Annotated in this window: 11 protein-coding genes; 10 read left to right on the top strand and 1 reads right to left on the bottom strand. The window is 67.7% G+C overall.

Features of this window, described 5'->3' with window-relative positions; genetic code table 11:
* The 5 genes from mtrB to secA all read left to right on the top strand — a co-directional run bounded on the left by mtrB (position 1) and on the right by secA (position 7978).
* Positions 1–1674: an MtrAB system histidine kinase MtrB gene (gene mtrB / locus ACFWBU_RS04430; RefSeq protein WP_240951962.1), complete on the top strand. Its 1674-nt coding sequence runs from the start codon at positions 1–3 to the stop codon at positions 1672–1674.
* Positions 1671–3452, top strand: coding sequence for an MtrAB system accessory lipoprotein LpqB (gene lpqB, locus ACFWBU_RS04425; protein WP_169619795.1), 1782 nt, complete (start codon positions 1671–1673; stop codon positions 3450–3452). The genes mtrB and lpqB overlap by 4 nt, the downstream gene beginning before the upstream one ends.
* Before the next feature lie 44 nt (positions 3453–3496).
* Entirely contained in the window at positions 3497–4141 is a 645-nt protein-coding gene (locus ACFWBU_RS04420) for a ComF family protein (protein WP_378527620.1), read from the top strand.
* Between the two features lie 207 nt (positions 4142–4348).
* Complete coding sequence (hpf, locus tag ACFWBU_RS04415; protein ID WP_169619793.1) at positions 4349–5014, top strand: ribosome hibernation-promoting factor, HPF/YfiA family; 666 nt, start codon at positions 4349–4351, stop codon at positions 5012–5014.
* A 183-nt stretch (positions 5015–5197) separates the two neighbouring features.
* The gene (secA, locus tag ACFWBU_RS04410) at positions 5198–7978 is read left to right on the top strand and encodes a preprotein translocase subunit SecA (protein WP_378527691.1); all 2781 of its coding nucleotides are present in this window, start codon (positions 5198–5200) and stop codon (positions 7976–7978) included.
* Between the two features lie 31 nt (positions 7979–8009).
* Here secA and ACFWBU_RS04405 read toward each other — a convergent pair whose 3' ends face one another.
* The gene (locus ACFWBU_RS04405; RefSeq protein WP_378527619.1) at positions 8010–8540 is read right to left on the bottom strand and encodes an Rv3235 family protein; all 531 of its coding nucleotides are present in this window, start codon (positions 8538–8540) and stop codon (positions 8010–8012) included.
* 331 nt (positions 8541–8871) lie between these two features.
* Between ACFWBU_RS04405 and ACFWBU_RS04400 the strand changes: the two genes are divergently transcribed.
* From ACFWBU_RS04400 to ACFWBU_RS04380, 5 genes are all read left to right on the top strand, one after another.
* The gene (locus ACFWBU_RS04400) at positions 8872–9315 is read left to right on the top strand and encodes an HAD family phosphatase (RefSeq protein WP_169619997.1); all 444 of its coding nucleotides are present in this window, start codon (positions 8872–8874) and stop codon (positions 9313–9315) included.
* Positions 9312–10721, top strand: coding sequence for a wax ester/triacylglycerol synthase family O-acyltransferase (locus ACFWBU_RS04395; RefSeq protein WP_378527618.1), 1410 nt, complete (start codon positions 9312–9314; stop codon positions 10719–10721). Before ACFWBU_RS04400 ends, ACFWBU_RS04395 begins: the two co-directional genes overlap by 4 nt.
* A gap of 3 nt (positions 10722–10724) precedes the next feature.
* Positions 10725–11234 (top strand): DUF6912 family protein, encoded by a 510-nt coding sequence (locus tag ACFWBU_RS04390; protein ID WP_378527616.1) that lies wholly within the window; start codon positions 10725–10727, stop codon positions 11232–11234.
* Between the two features lie 106 nt (positions 11235–11340).
* Entirely contained in the window at positions 11341–12471 is a 1131-nt protein-coding gene (locus ACFWBU_RS04385; RefSeq protein WP_169619788.1) for a ferredoxin reductase, read from the top strand.
* Between the two features lie 60 nt (positions 12472–12531).
* A complete protein-coding gene (locus tag ACFWBU_RS04380) occupies positions 12532–13812 on the top strand; it encodes an acyl-CoA desaturase (RefSeq protein ID WP_169619787.1) in 1281 nt (426 codons plus the stop codon).
* Positions 13813–13850 lie beyond the last annotated feature (38 nt).

Here is a 13850-nt window from a genome sequence, read left to right as displayed (position 1 = left end):
ATGAGCAGCAGGCTCGCGCACACCTGGCGACGATCGCTCCAGCTACGTGTGGTCGTCTCGACCCTCACGCTGTCGCTGATCGTGATGCTCGTGCTCGGCGTGGTGCTCATCAGCCAGATCACCGACCGGCTTCTGGAAGTCAAGATCGACGCCGCGACCGAGGAGATGGACCGCTCCCGCGCGCTGGTCGAAGGACAGCTCGCCGGAGCCGACGACTCCGGCTCGCTGGCGGTCCGGCTCGACGGCGCCGCCGCGACCCTGACCAGCCGCGGTAGCGACGGCGGTCAGGACACCGGCGTCGCCGGCACGTTCGACCCGGTTCTCATCGTTCCGGGCGACGGTCCGCGCGCGCCCACCGCGAGCGGGCCGGCCGAGCAGATCCCGCAGAATCTGCGCGCCTTCGTCCAGAACGGGCAGGTCGCATACCAATTCGCCACAGTCTCGAACCCCAACGGCTATACCGGCCCGGTACTGATCATCGGCAGCCCCACCGACTCGGCCATCTCGACGCTCGAGCTGTATCTGGTGTTCCCCCTCGGCGGTGAGGAACGCACCCTCGCGCTCGTTCGGGGCACGCTGGTGGTCGGCGCGGGTGTCCTGCTCGTGCTGCTCGCCGCGATCTCGATGATCGTCGCCCGCCAGGTGGTGCTGCCGATCCGCTCCGCCTCCCGCATCGCGGTGCGGTTCGCCGACGGCCGCCTCAAGGAACGCATGCCGGTGCGGGGCGAGGACGACATGGCGCGACTCGCCATGTCGTTCAACGAGATGGCCGAGAGCCTGTCGCGGCAGATCACCCAGCTCGAGGAGTACGGCAACCTGCAGAAGCGGTTCACGTCCGACGTGAGCCACGAGCTTCGTACCCCGCTCACCACGGTGCGGATGGCCGCCGATCTGATCCACGACGGCAGCGACGAGCTGGATCCCTCGCTCAAACGCGCGTCCGAACTCCTCGTCGCCGAACTCGACCGGTTCGAGGGCTTGCTGGGCGACCTCCTCGAGATCAGCCGCCACGACGCGGGTGTCGCCGAGCTCGCCTCCGAACGGCTCGACGTCCGCATGTGCGCCCGGGCCGCGGTGTCCACGGTGCGCCACCTCGCCCGCGAAACGTCGACGGAGTTGATCGTCGACATGCCTTCCGAACCCGTCGAGGCCGACGTCGATCCACGTCGAGTCGAACGGATCCTGCGGAATCTTCTCGCCAACGCGATCGACCACGGTGAAGGAAAACCGATTCTGCTCCGCCTGCGGGCCGACGACAACGCGGTGGCGTTCGTCGTCCGCGACCAGGGCATCGGCCTGCGTCCGGGTGAGGAGAAGCTGGTGTTCAACCGCTTCTGGCGATCCGACCCGTCGCGGGTGCGCCGTTCCGGTGGTACCGGTCTCGGCCTCGCGATCAGCGTCGAAGACGCCAACCTGCACAACGGAAAACTCGAGGCGTGGGGCGAACCGGGCCGGGGCGCGAGCTTCCGGCTGACGTTGCCGCGCGAACGCGGCCGGAAGGTCGGACGCAGCCCCGTCCCCCTGGTGCCGGGCGCCGTCCACGCGGTGCAGGGCAAACCGCCGCAGTCTCCCGGACACGAACCGGCCGGTGGTTCCTCCGCGGAGGTCTCGGCCGACGGTGCCGGTGGGGTGGACAACTCGACGCCGTCACCCTCGGAAGGAGCGCCGACATGACCCGCGCCGCACGGATCCGTACCGCGCTCACCGTGGTGATGTGCGTGGCGGCGCTGGTCGTCTCCGGGTGCGCGACCCTGCCCGACTCGTCGTCTCCGCAGGCCATCGGCACCATCGATCCCGCACCCGCGACCACCGAGGTCAGCGCACCCGTCCCCGGCCGCGAACCGGATCTGTTGCTCCGCGATTTCCTGCAGGCCAGCACCGAACCCACGAACCGGCACGTCGCGGCCCGGCAATTCCTCACCCCGGAGATGTCCGGACGCTGGGACGACGCGGCGAGTGCGACGATCGTGGACAAGGTCGACGTTCTCGTCGAGAACCGCAACAGTGACCGGGCGACGTACGTCGTCCGCGCGAACATCGTCGGCTACCTGGAAGAAGGCGGCGTCTACCGGGCGGCCGGCGGCGAATTCGAAGCGAAGTTCACGCTCGTGCGGACCGACGGTGAGTGGCGGATCGACGCGATGCCCGACGGGGTCATCATGGATCGGCCACGCTTCCTCAACAGCTATCAGCGACGTTCGCTGTACTTCGTCGAACCGGCGGGCGAGACGGTCGTTCCCGACCCGCGGTGGATCACCGGCAGTCCGGAACAGACCGCCTCCCAGCTGATCGGCCTGCTCGTCGAGGGGCCGAAGGCATCGTTGGAACCTGCCGTGCGGAACCTGCTCGAGGACGTCACTGTGGTCGGTGCCGTCACCAAGGCCGACGGGCGCACCGGGCAGGTCGGTGTCGGGCTCGGTGGCATCCGCGTCGACTTCCAGGGCATCGGGGCGATGAGCAAGGAAGACCGGGAACTGCTCGCCGCGCAGGTGGTCTGGACGCTCGCCAACGCCGACATCTCGGGTCCGTACGTGTTGCTGGCGGATCACCAGCCACTCGACGAACGGTTCCCCAACGGGTGGACGACCGCCGATGTCGCGTCCATGAACCCCCTGGCCACCTCGAGTGCCACCATCGGTCTGCACGCGCTCCTGCGCGGTGGCCTGGTGGGGGTGGCCGAGACAGGTGTCACCCCGGTTCCCGGGTTCTTCGGCTCCGCCGCCAACCTGGAATCGATTGCGCTCTCGCGCGACGGCGAACTCGTGGCAGCGGTCGCGGAGACCGGGGGCGTCGCACCCGAGCCCGCCACGCAGCTGATCGTCGGCGCGTACGGCGACGACGTCGCCGAACCGGCGGTCGACGGTAATTCGATCACGCGCCCGACCTGGTCGCCGGACGACACCTCCGTCTGGGCGGTGGTCAACGGAATGGCGGTGGTGAGAGCCGTGCGGGAGCCGGGCACCGGCCGCGTCACCGTCGTGGGCGTCGAGGCGGGCGCCCTCCGGGCGGTAGGCGGACGGATCACCGAACTCCGGCTGTCGCGGGACGGGGTACGAGCCGCGCTCATCATCGACGGACGCGTATATGTCGCGACGGTCGTGCAGACGCCGAACGGCGAATTCTCCCTCACCAACCCCCGCGAGATCGGGTTCGGCCTCGGAGGGCCGGCGCTCTCGCTCGACTGGAGTACCCCCGATACCGTCGTGGTCTCGCGGGCGGCGTCCGACATGCCGGTCGTGCAGATCGCGGTCGACGGGTCCCGGACGGACGCGCTGCCCAGCCGGAACCTGACGCCGCCCGTCATCGCCGTCGAGGCGTCCACCACCGCCGAATTCGTCGCGGACTCGCGTGCGGTATTCCAGCTCAACAACCGCGATCCCGCCGACGACCGCTATTGGCGCGAGGTCCCGGGGCTTGCCGGGCTGACTGCGATCCCGGTGTTGCCGGGCTGACACAGCCCCTCGAACCTGTCGGTGGTGGACGTCACACTGCCGGAATGCTGTCGTCCCTCTTCGACCTCGTGCTGCCCCTTGCGTGCGGTGGGTGCGGTGCGAGCGGGACCGCATGGTGTCGCGCGTGTGCGCGGGTGCTGAACGATCCACCGGCGCTGGTCCCGCTTCGGGGCGACCCGGGAGTACCGGTGTGGAGTCTGGGCCCGTACGCCGGTCCTCGGAGGCGCGCGGTGGTCGCCGCGAAAGAGCGCGGCCGCCGGGATCTCGCCGACCCCCTCGGACTCGCCTGGGCGGTGGCGGTGTCACGCCTGCGCCGGTGGGGTGAACTGCCCCCGGGGCCGACGACCGTCGTACCGGCTCCCACTCGTGCGCGGGCCGCCCGAGCGCGCGGGGGCGACCCTGTCTCGCGCGCGGCGCAGGTTGCGGCGAGCCACGACCCGCATCTGTTCGTGCATCCGCTCCTCGTCTCGGCCCGGGGCGTACGGGACTCGGTGGGTTTGTCCGCCGCCGAGCGCCGCCGCAACCTCGCCGGCCGGATCCGGCTTGAGGAGGGAGGTGTTCCGCGGACGCGGCAGGTGCTCGTGGTGGACGACATCGTCACCACGGGAGCCACCGCTGCGGAGTCCGTGCGGGTGTTGCGCCGGGGCGGTTTCGACCCCGTCGGAATGCTCGTTACAGCACACGCATGAGGCCGCTGTGGTAACGGCGGGTGTCCAAAAAGTGAATTGGACCGCAACGATGGCATGCGTCCGGCAGACCGACTACCGTTGCCCTCAGACCTGGAAACGAACAGGTAGAAGGGTGTAACGCCCATTCTTCCGGTTCCGGGCGGGCGCTATCGCGCTCATCGAACATGCCGGTGCGCAGTTGGCACCGGCCGTACTCGGGAGGTACTTGTGACGACCCCTTCGAAGACCCAGGCTTCCGTTGCCGAGGCAGACGCCACCACGGAAGGCCCCCAGGCCGAGATCGTCGTGAAAGGCCGCAACGTAGAGGTGCCGGATCACTTCCGGATCTACGTGTCCGAGAAAATTGCTCGAATCGAACGATTCGATCCGACGATTTTCCACTTCGATGTCGAGTTGCAGCACGAGCGCAACCGCCGACAGAGGAAGAGCGCCCAGCGAGTCGAGATCACGGCGCGAGGCAAGGGACCGGTCGTTCGCGCGGAAGCTTCCGGCGACAGTTTCTACGCGGCATTCGAATCGGTGATCGCCAAGCTCGAATCCCGGCTGAGGCGGACGAAGGAACGCCGGAAGGTGTCGTACGGCGAGAAGACCCCCGTCTCCGTCGCGGAAGCCACCGCGGCGCTGGCGCAGGACGACGAACTCGCGATCTCGCCGGATCTGCCGCTCGACGGCCAGGAGCAGGAACCCGAAGGTCCCGGCAGGATCGTCCGCGTCAAGGAGCACAAGGCCGAGCCGATGACGGTCGACGACGCCCTCTACGAGATGGAACTCGTCGGTCACGACTTCTATCTGTTCCACGACAAGGAGACCGACAAGCCGTCCGTGGTGTATCGGCGCCACGCTTTCGACTACGGTCTCATCAAGCTCGTCTGAGCAGTGCCCGGAGCAGCTGCGGCGTGACGCCGTCGCAGTAACTCCGGGAGAACGCCTACCATGGAATCCGGCCGGGGTCCGCAAGGCCTCGGCCGGATTTCTTGTCCGTGCAGGTACCCGAGATTGAGGACGAACACACCAGTGCTGTCGCTGACGAAGCTGCTCCGGATCGGTGAAGGTCGCATGGTCAAGCGGCTCAAGCAGATCGCCGAGCATGTCGAATCCCTCTCCCCGGAGTTCGAAGCCCTGACCGACGCCGAACTGCGGGCCAAGACGGACGAGTTCCGTCACCGCTACCAGGATGGGGAATCGCTCGACGAGTTGCTTCCCGAGGCCTTCGCGACCGCCCGGGAGGCGTCGTTCCGCGTCCTCGGTCAGAAGCACTACGGCGTTCAGATCATGGGTGGCGCCGCCCTGCACTTCGGCAACATCGCCGAGATGAAGACCGGTGAGGGCAAGACCCTGACCTGCGTGTTGCCGGCATACCTCAACGCCATCTCGGGAGACGGCGTCCATGTCGTCACCGTCAACGACTACCTCGCCAAGCGCGACTCCGAGTGGATGGGCCGTGTGCACCGGTTCCTCGGACTCGAAACCGACGTGATCCTGTCCGGCATGACTCCGGCGCAGCGCCGTGCGGCCTACAACGCCGACATCACGTACGGCACGAACAACGAGTTCGGCTTCGACTACCTGCGCGACAACATGACGCACTCGCTCGACGACCTCGTCCAGCGCGGCCACAACTACGCGATCGTCGACGAGGTCGACTCGATCCTCATCGACGAAGCGCGCACCCCGCTCATCATCTCGGGCCCCGCCGACGCGTCGAGCAAGTGGTACGCCGAGTTCGCGCGCATCGCGCCGCTGCTCGAGAAAGACGTCCACTACGAGGTCGACATCCGTAAGCGCACGGTCGGTGTGCACGAGGCCGGTGTCGAATTCGTCGAGGATCAGCTCGGTATCGACAACCTGTACGAAGCGGCGAATTCGCCGCTCGTGAGCTACCTGAACAACGCCATCAAGGCCAAGGAGCTCTACGCCAAGGACAAGGACTACATCGTCCGCAACGGCGAGGTCGTCATCGTCGACGAGTTCACGGGCCGCGTGCTGTCGGGACGCCGCTACAACGAGGGCATGCACCAGTCGATCGAGGCCAAGGAACACGTCGAGATCAAGGCCGAGAACCAGACGCTCGCCACGATCACGCTGCAGAACTACTTCCGGCTCTACGACAAGCTTTCGGGCATGACCGGTACCGCCGAGACCGAGGCTGCCGAGCTGCACCAGATCTACGACCTGGGCGTCATCCCGATCCCGACGAACCGTCCGATGGTCCGGGTGGACCAGGGCGACCTGATCTACAAGACGGAAGAAGCGAAGTTCGCCGCCGTCGTCGACGACGTGGTCGAGCGCCACGAGAAGGGCCAGCCGGTCCTGATCGGTACCACGAGCGTCGAACGTTCGGAGTACCTGTCGAAGCAGTTCACCAAGCGCGGCGTTCCCCACAACGTCCTCAATGCGAAGTTCCACGAGCAGGAAGCGCAGATCATCGCGGAGGCCGGGCGGACCGGCGCGGTCACCGTCGCGACGAACATGGCCGGTCGTGGTACCGACGTCGTGCTCGGCGGCAACCCCGACATCATCACCGACACCCTGCTGCGCAAGCGGGGACTCGATCCGGTCGAGACCTCGGAGGAATACGAGGCCGCGTGGGACGAGACCCTTCCCGCGGTGCAGCGGCAGGTCAAGGAAGACGCGGACCGGGTGCGCGAGGCCGGCGGCTTGTATGTGCTCGGCACCGAGCGTCACGAGTCGCGCCGTATCGACAATCAGCTGCGTGGCCGCTCCGGCCGTCAGGGTGACCCGGGGGAGTCGCGCTTCTACCTCTCGCTCGGCGACGAGCTGATGCGACGCTTCAACGGCGCTGCGCTGGAGTCGATCATGACCCGGCTCAACCTGCCCGACGACGTCCCGATCGAGGCGAAGATGGTCTCCAAGGCCATCAAGAGCGCGCAGACCCAGGTCGAGCAGCAGAACTACGAGATCCGCAAGAACGTCCTCAAGTACGACGAGGTGATGAACCAGCAGCGCACCGTCATCTACGAGGAGCGTCGCCGCATCCTTCGTGGCGAGGATCTCGAGGGCCAGGTGCAGCACATGCTCACCGACGTGGTCTCGGCCTACGTCGACGGCGCCACCGCCGACGGTTACGTCGAGGACTGGGATCTCGAGCAGTTGTGGACCGCGCTCAAGACTCTCTACCCCGTCGGCATCGACTACAAGACGCTGCTCGCGGAGAACGAGGATCTCGACCGCAACGACCTGCGTGAGGCGCTTCTCGACGACGCCCGTGCCGCGTACGCGCGCCGGGAGGCGGAACTCCAGGCGCTGGCCGGGGAGAACGCGATGCGCGAACTCGAGCGGCGGGTCCTGCTCTCGGTCCTGGACCGCAAGTGGCGTGAGCACCTCTACGAGATGGACTACCTGAAGGAAGGCATCGGCCTGCGCGCGATGGCGCAGCGCGACCCGCTCGTCGAGTACCAGCGCGAGGGCTTCGACATGTTCACCGCCATGCTCGAGGGCCTCAAGGAAGAGTCGGTCGGCTTCCTGTTCAACCTCAAGGTCGAAGCGGCGCAGCCGCAGGCTGCCGCGGGCAACGGGGTGTCGGTGACACCGGCGTCCGCTGCCGCTGCGTCCCGGACGGCACCCCCGGTCGGGCAGCCCATTCCGGCTCGGGCACCCGCCCAGCCGGCGCCCGCGCCCGCTCCCGCCGTGCTGCGCGCACAGGGTCTGGACGAGGGCGAACGTCGTCTCACCTACAGCGGCCCCGCCGAGGACGGTCGTGCGCACGTCGCACGTCGCAGTGGTGGCGACGGCGCCGCACCGGCCGCGCATGCCGGTACCCGCAAGGAACGTCGTGCGGCCGCGCGACGCGACGCGAAGTCCGGCCGCCGGCACTGACCGTCGGTGAACTCCTTCACGACCCTGTGGCTCATCCGAGCCACAGGGTCGTGATCGTCCAGGGGTGAGGCGACTTCGGCTTCGGCGTCCGGCGCGCGATCCGTCCCGCCAGCGCGTACACGCGGTCGCCCCGGGCGTAGGTGCCGAACACCTCCGCGGTGTCCGCGTCGACCGCGTGCACCCGCGTCCGGAGCAGCACCGCGGCTCCCGCAACCCCGGTCGGGGAGGTGCGCGACGCCGAGACCGCATCGACGAGCGTCGGTTCGAGTACCGCCGCGAGCTGGGTGACGGCGCGTCGCCCGTCGACGACCTCGAGGATCAGCCGCAGGGCCACATCCGCGAACCTGTGCGCGGTGGCATCGACCCGAGGTACTGCGTCGGCGTGCGCGACCGGGGCGCGAGCCGAACCGGCGGGACGGCCGGATCGCCCGTCGTGCGGCGTGGCGCGCGGCGCGGCGTGGGGCCGGCACCGGACGCACTGCCCGGGAGGCTGCGATTCCTGTGGTGGCGGCTCGAAGCGAGGGATGCGGCGTACGTAGCGGCCGGTGTGCAGATCCGTCATGTCATGTCTCCCGGGCGTGGACGGCGCCGGCTCGGCGGCCGGTGCAGGGATCGCGCCTGTGCGGCGCGATGAGGTCCGGGAGAGGACGGACCGCCGATATCGTGACATATCCGGCGGGTCCGCGCTCGCCGTACATCTCGCGGCCGACCCGGGTGATGTCGCCACCGCGACGCGGCCGGGTGCGATGTGCACTTTGCGTCAGCCGTCCACGAATACGCTCTGCTGGTTGTCGTGGACGCCGGTGAACATTTCGGTCGGGGTGAGGGGCCGTGACGCCACCGTAGGCATGATCCCTTCGCGATGACGGCGAAACATCTAGGGTGAGGCCGTGCTGCGTGGACTGGTGCTCGACTTCGGTGGCGTGCTCGCCGGCCCGGATACGGACCCCGAGGCACTCGCGGCGGTCGTCGCCGAGTTGCGCCGCCGCGGGGTGCGCACCGCGATCCTGAGCAACGATCCCGGTGGCCCGCACGCGCAATGGTTGCGGGATCTCGCCGGGACCTTCGTCGACGAGGTGGTGCTGTCGGGGGATGTGGGGGTCGCCAAGCCCGATGCCGAGAGCTTCCGGCTCGTCGCCGAACGCCTCGGGCTCGCACCTTCCGAATGCGTCTTCGTCGACGACCTGGCGGGCAACGTGCGGGGCGCCGTGGCTGCGGGGATGGTCGGCGTCCACCATGATGGTCCCCACACCGTGATGGCCGAATTGGCTGTTCTCTTCGGCATCGCCGCAGGACGATCCGGGCAACCCGGAAGTGAGGGGGACGTTCGGCAATGACGAGTCGGATGACGGCGCAGGACGCGTCGTACTACTACCTGGAGACGAGCAACACGCCGATGCACATCGGCTCGCTGGCGATTCTCGAGCCGCCCGACGGGGGAGTTCACTACGACCGGGTGCTCGAGTTGGTCGAGCAGCGGCTCGCGGAGGTTCCGCGTTACCGCCAGAAAGTGCGTGAGGTGGCCTTCGGGCTCTCCCGGCCGGTGTGGATCGACGACCGGGACTTCGACATCACGTACCACGTCCGCAGATCCGCGGTCCCGCGTCCGGGCACCGACGATCAGTTGCACGACCTCGTCGCCCGGCTGATCTCGAGACCCCTCGACCGGACCCGCCCGCTGTGGGAGATGTACGTCGTCGAGGGGCTTGCCGGCGACCGCTGCGCAGTGTTCACCAAGTCTCATTCGGCGCTGGTCGACGCCGAGCAGTCGCTCGAGATCGGCCAGGTGCTGTTCGACCGGGACGCGATTCCGCGCGAGGTGCCGGAAGAGTTGTGGATGCCGGAGCAGGAACCGTCGGAATCGGCGTTGCTCGTCGGAGCACTCGCCGAACTGGTCGCGCGGCCCGGTGAAGGCGTGGCCGCGGTGCGGTCGGCGGTGGGCAACCTTGCGTCCACGCTCACCGAAACCGTGGACGCGGTGAGCCGTATCGCCCGCACCGCGGCGCAGTCCGCCCCCGAATCGCCGCTGAACGCGTCGATTTCCCGCAGCAGGCGTTTCGCTGTCGTGGAGTCCGACCTCGAGCCGTACCGGAAGATTCGTTCCCGATACGGCTGCACGGTCAACGACGTGGTGCTCGCCGTCATCGCCGGGGCACTGCGGTACTGGCTGCTTTCCCGCGGCGAGCCGCTGACCGAGGCCACCGTCGTCCGCTCGATGGTTCCCATGTCGGTCTACGTGCGTGACGCCGGCGGCGAGGGTACGGACGGGACGACCACGGTGCATCCTCAAGGCGAGGTGTCGTCGTTCCTCGTCGACCTCCCGGTCGGGGAGCCGAACGCCGTCGTGCGGCTGTCGCACATCGCCCACGCCGGGGAGGCGTACGCGCGGGAGCGCAGGCGGGTCGCGGCGCAGTCCATGATCCGGCTGTCCGGGTTCGCGCCGGCGACCATGCACGCGGTCGGAGTGCGCGCCGCGTCGGGTTTCTCGCAGCGCGTGTTCAATCTCATGATCACCAACGCTCCGGGGCCGCAGTATCCGCTGTATCTGGGAGGGGCACGACTGCTCGGGATGTATCCGGTCTCGCCGTTGCTCAAGAATCAGGCCCTGAGTGTCGCGCTGACGTCGTACGACGGAAAGATCTACTACGGTTTGAATGCGGACCGCGATGCCATGCCCGACGTGCATGTGCTGACGTCGCTGCTGCACGAATCGCTCGAGGAGTTGTCGGATGCCAGTAGGTGAGAAGTGACGCGTGTCTATGTACCGGCGACGCTCGGGATGCTGCAGCGTCTCGTCGCCGAGAACGAGCTCGACGCGGTGGGGCGTACAGCGTTCGCGGTAACGCCCACCTTGCGTGAGGCCTACACCTCCGGCGACGACGACGAGCTCGCGGAGGTGGCCATGTCCGAGGCAGCGCGTGCCTCGGTGCGGCTGCTGGCTGCCGAGGACACCGGGGCGACCCCGGAGTTCGGGACGCGGCGTGTCGTGATCGCCGCGGATGTCGAGGGCGCAACCCCGCGCCCCGATCTCGACGACGCCGTGGTGCGCCTCGCCGGGCCGATCCCGATGAGCGCCGTCGCGTCCGTGCACGTGGATCTGAAGGCCGCGGAAGCGGACGTCGCGCGTGCGATGGAGGTTGTCGACGCGGGCGATCTGGGCGACGAGGAGGCCGAGTTCGTGCTCGGCGACGCCGAGGATCACGAACTGGCGTGGTACGCGGCGCAGGAGTTGCAGTTCCTGCTGGAATTGCTCTGACCGCTCGGAACGAGGACGCTTGTGAGTGGAGTCTCCACGTAACCTACGGAACCGTAACCTCTGATAACCTTCGCGGTCGTAGTTCCAGCGTGAGGAGAATCGGTCGATGGGTTTCAAGGAATGGATCGAAAGGCCCGCGGCCCATGTGGCACCGGGTGAGCGATCTCTGTCCAACGTGGTGCGAGGCGCGGTCGCGCGACTCACGACCCCACTGTTGCCCGATGATTATCTGCACTTGATCAACCCGTTGTGGTCGGCGCGTGAGCTTCGTGGGCGCATCGTCGAGGTCCGTTCCGAGACCCCCGACTCCGCAACCATCGTCATCAGGCCCGGCTGGGGCTTCGACTTCGGGTACTCGCCCGGTCAGTACATCGGCATCGGCCTGCACATCGACGGCAAGTGGCATTGGCGGTCGTACTCGCTGACCTCCACCCCGATCCGCACCGACAAGGTCATCTCGATCGCGGTGAAGGCGATGCCCGAGGGGTTCCTGTCGAGCCATCTCGTCGGTGGTGTGCCGGAAGGCACAATCGTGCGCCTCGCGGCTCCGCAGGGCGACTTCGTTCTTCCTGATCCGCCGCCCGAGAAGATCCTGTTCCTGACGGCCGGCAGCGGCGTCACACCGATCATGTCGATGCTCCGCACCCTCGATCGGCGTGCGGCCGACCGTGGCGTCGACATTGCCGACGTCGTGCATGTGCACTCGGCGCCCACCGCCGAGGACGTGATGTTCCGGTCCGAACTCGAGCAGTTCGACGCCAACCACGACCGCTACCGCTGCCACCTGCAATACACGCGTGAACAGGGCAAATTCGCCCTGTCGCAGCTAGACGAGGTATGTCCGGACTGGCGGGAGCGTCAGACCTGGGCGTGCGGACCGCAGCAGATGCTCGCCGATATCAGCGCTCACTGGGAGAAGGCGGGCCTCGAAGATCGCGTGCATCTCGAGCGCTTCGCGGTCACACGGGCCGATACCTCCGGAGCCGGGGGAACGATCACGTTCGCGAAATCCGGCAAGACGGTGACCGCCGACGGTGCCACCACCGTTCTCGAGGCGGGGGAGAGCGCAGGAGCGCTCATGCCCTTCGGTTGCCGGATGGGAATCTGTCAGACTTGTGTGGTGCCGCTCCAGAAGGGGTATGTGGTAGATCTCCGGTCGGGCGAGGAGCATGGAGAGGGCGAGCGAGTCCAGACCTGCATCTCCGTTGCGGCCGGCGACTGCACCATCGACGCCTGAGGCCTCGACCGCACAATCGATGCCCTGAGGGCACAACCATGAACGACGAGAGGGACCCGCTTGGCCATCACCGACATCCGCGAGTTCGCGCATCTGACCGACGCCGATATCGACGCTTTGGCAACAGAGTTCGATGCCATCCGGCGCGACGTCGAGAATTCGCGTGGGCCGCGTGACGCGCGGTACATCCACAACACGATTCGGCTGCAGCGAACGCTCGAGATCGTCGGCCGGATCGTGCTGCTCGGCTCGCGGCGGCGCTCACGCTGGCTGCTCGGCACGACCGCGTTGTCGCTCGCGAAGATCATCGAGAACATGGAGCTCGGGCACAACGTGATGCACGGGCAGTGGGACTGGATGAACGATCCGGAAATCCACTCCACGTCGTGGGAATGGGACCAGACCGGCCCGTCCGCTCATTGGAAGCGCGCCCACAACTACGAGCACCACACGTACACGAACATCGTGGGGATGGACGAGGACGTCGGATTCGGCATCCTGCGCATGACCCGCGACGAGAAGTGGCGCCCGATCAACCTGCTGCAGCCGGTCGCGAACGTGGTCCTCGCGCTGACATTCGAGTGGGGTATCGCGCTGCACGATCTGACGGCGCAGCGGATCGCGTGGGAGAAACAACTCGGTGACGGTCCGCGGCCCAGGATGTCCGGGCCCGACCGCGAGTTCGTGGCGAAGGCCGGCCGCCAGGTGTTCAAGGACCTGGTGCTGTTCCCCGCCGCGACCGGACCGGCATGGCGCAGCACGCTCACGGCGAACCTGACGGCCAATGTCGTGCGCAATATCTGGGCGTACCTGGTGATTTTCTGCGGACACTTCCCGGACGGCGCCGAAAAGTTCACGGTCGAGCAGTTCGAGGACGAGTCGCGCGGTCAGTGGTACCTGCGGCAGTTGCTCGGTAGCGCGAACATCACCGGTGGCCGGGTCATGGACTTCATGACCGGCAACCTCAGCTACCAGATCGAGCACCACCTCTTTCCGGACCTGCCGAGCAATCGCTACCGGGAGATCGCGGCCCGGGTCCGTGCGCTGTGCGGCAAGTACGACCTGCCGTACACGACCGGACCGATCGGACGGCAGTACATGCTGGCACTGCGCACCATCCACAAACTGGCGTTGCCGGACACCCTTCTGCGGGCGACGTCCGACGATGCGCCGGAGACGTCGTCGGAGCGTAAGTTCGAGCGACTCCGTGCTGCCGCAGCACTGCCGGCTCTCACCGAGGACCCCGTCACGGGACGTCGCCGTGGGTTGCTCACCGCGCTGCGCTCGCATGCCGAGCACACGGTGGCGATGCGACGTGCGCGTCGCCGGAATCGGCAGTAATCGACGCCGCCCGCCCGTAAGTGATTCCGATCACACGT

Source organism: Rhodococcus sp. NPDC060084, assembly GCF_042730335.1.
In the GTDB taxonomy this organism is placed as follows: domain Bacteria; phylum Actinomycetota; class Actinomycetes; order Mycobacteriales; family Mycobacteriaceae; genus Rhodococcus.
Note: the sequence above shows the minus strand (reverse complement) of the source record. Positions and strands in the feature narration are given on the sequence as shown.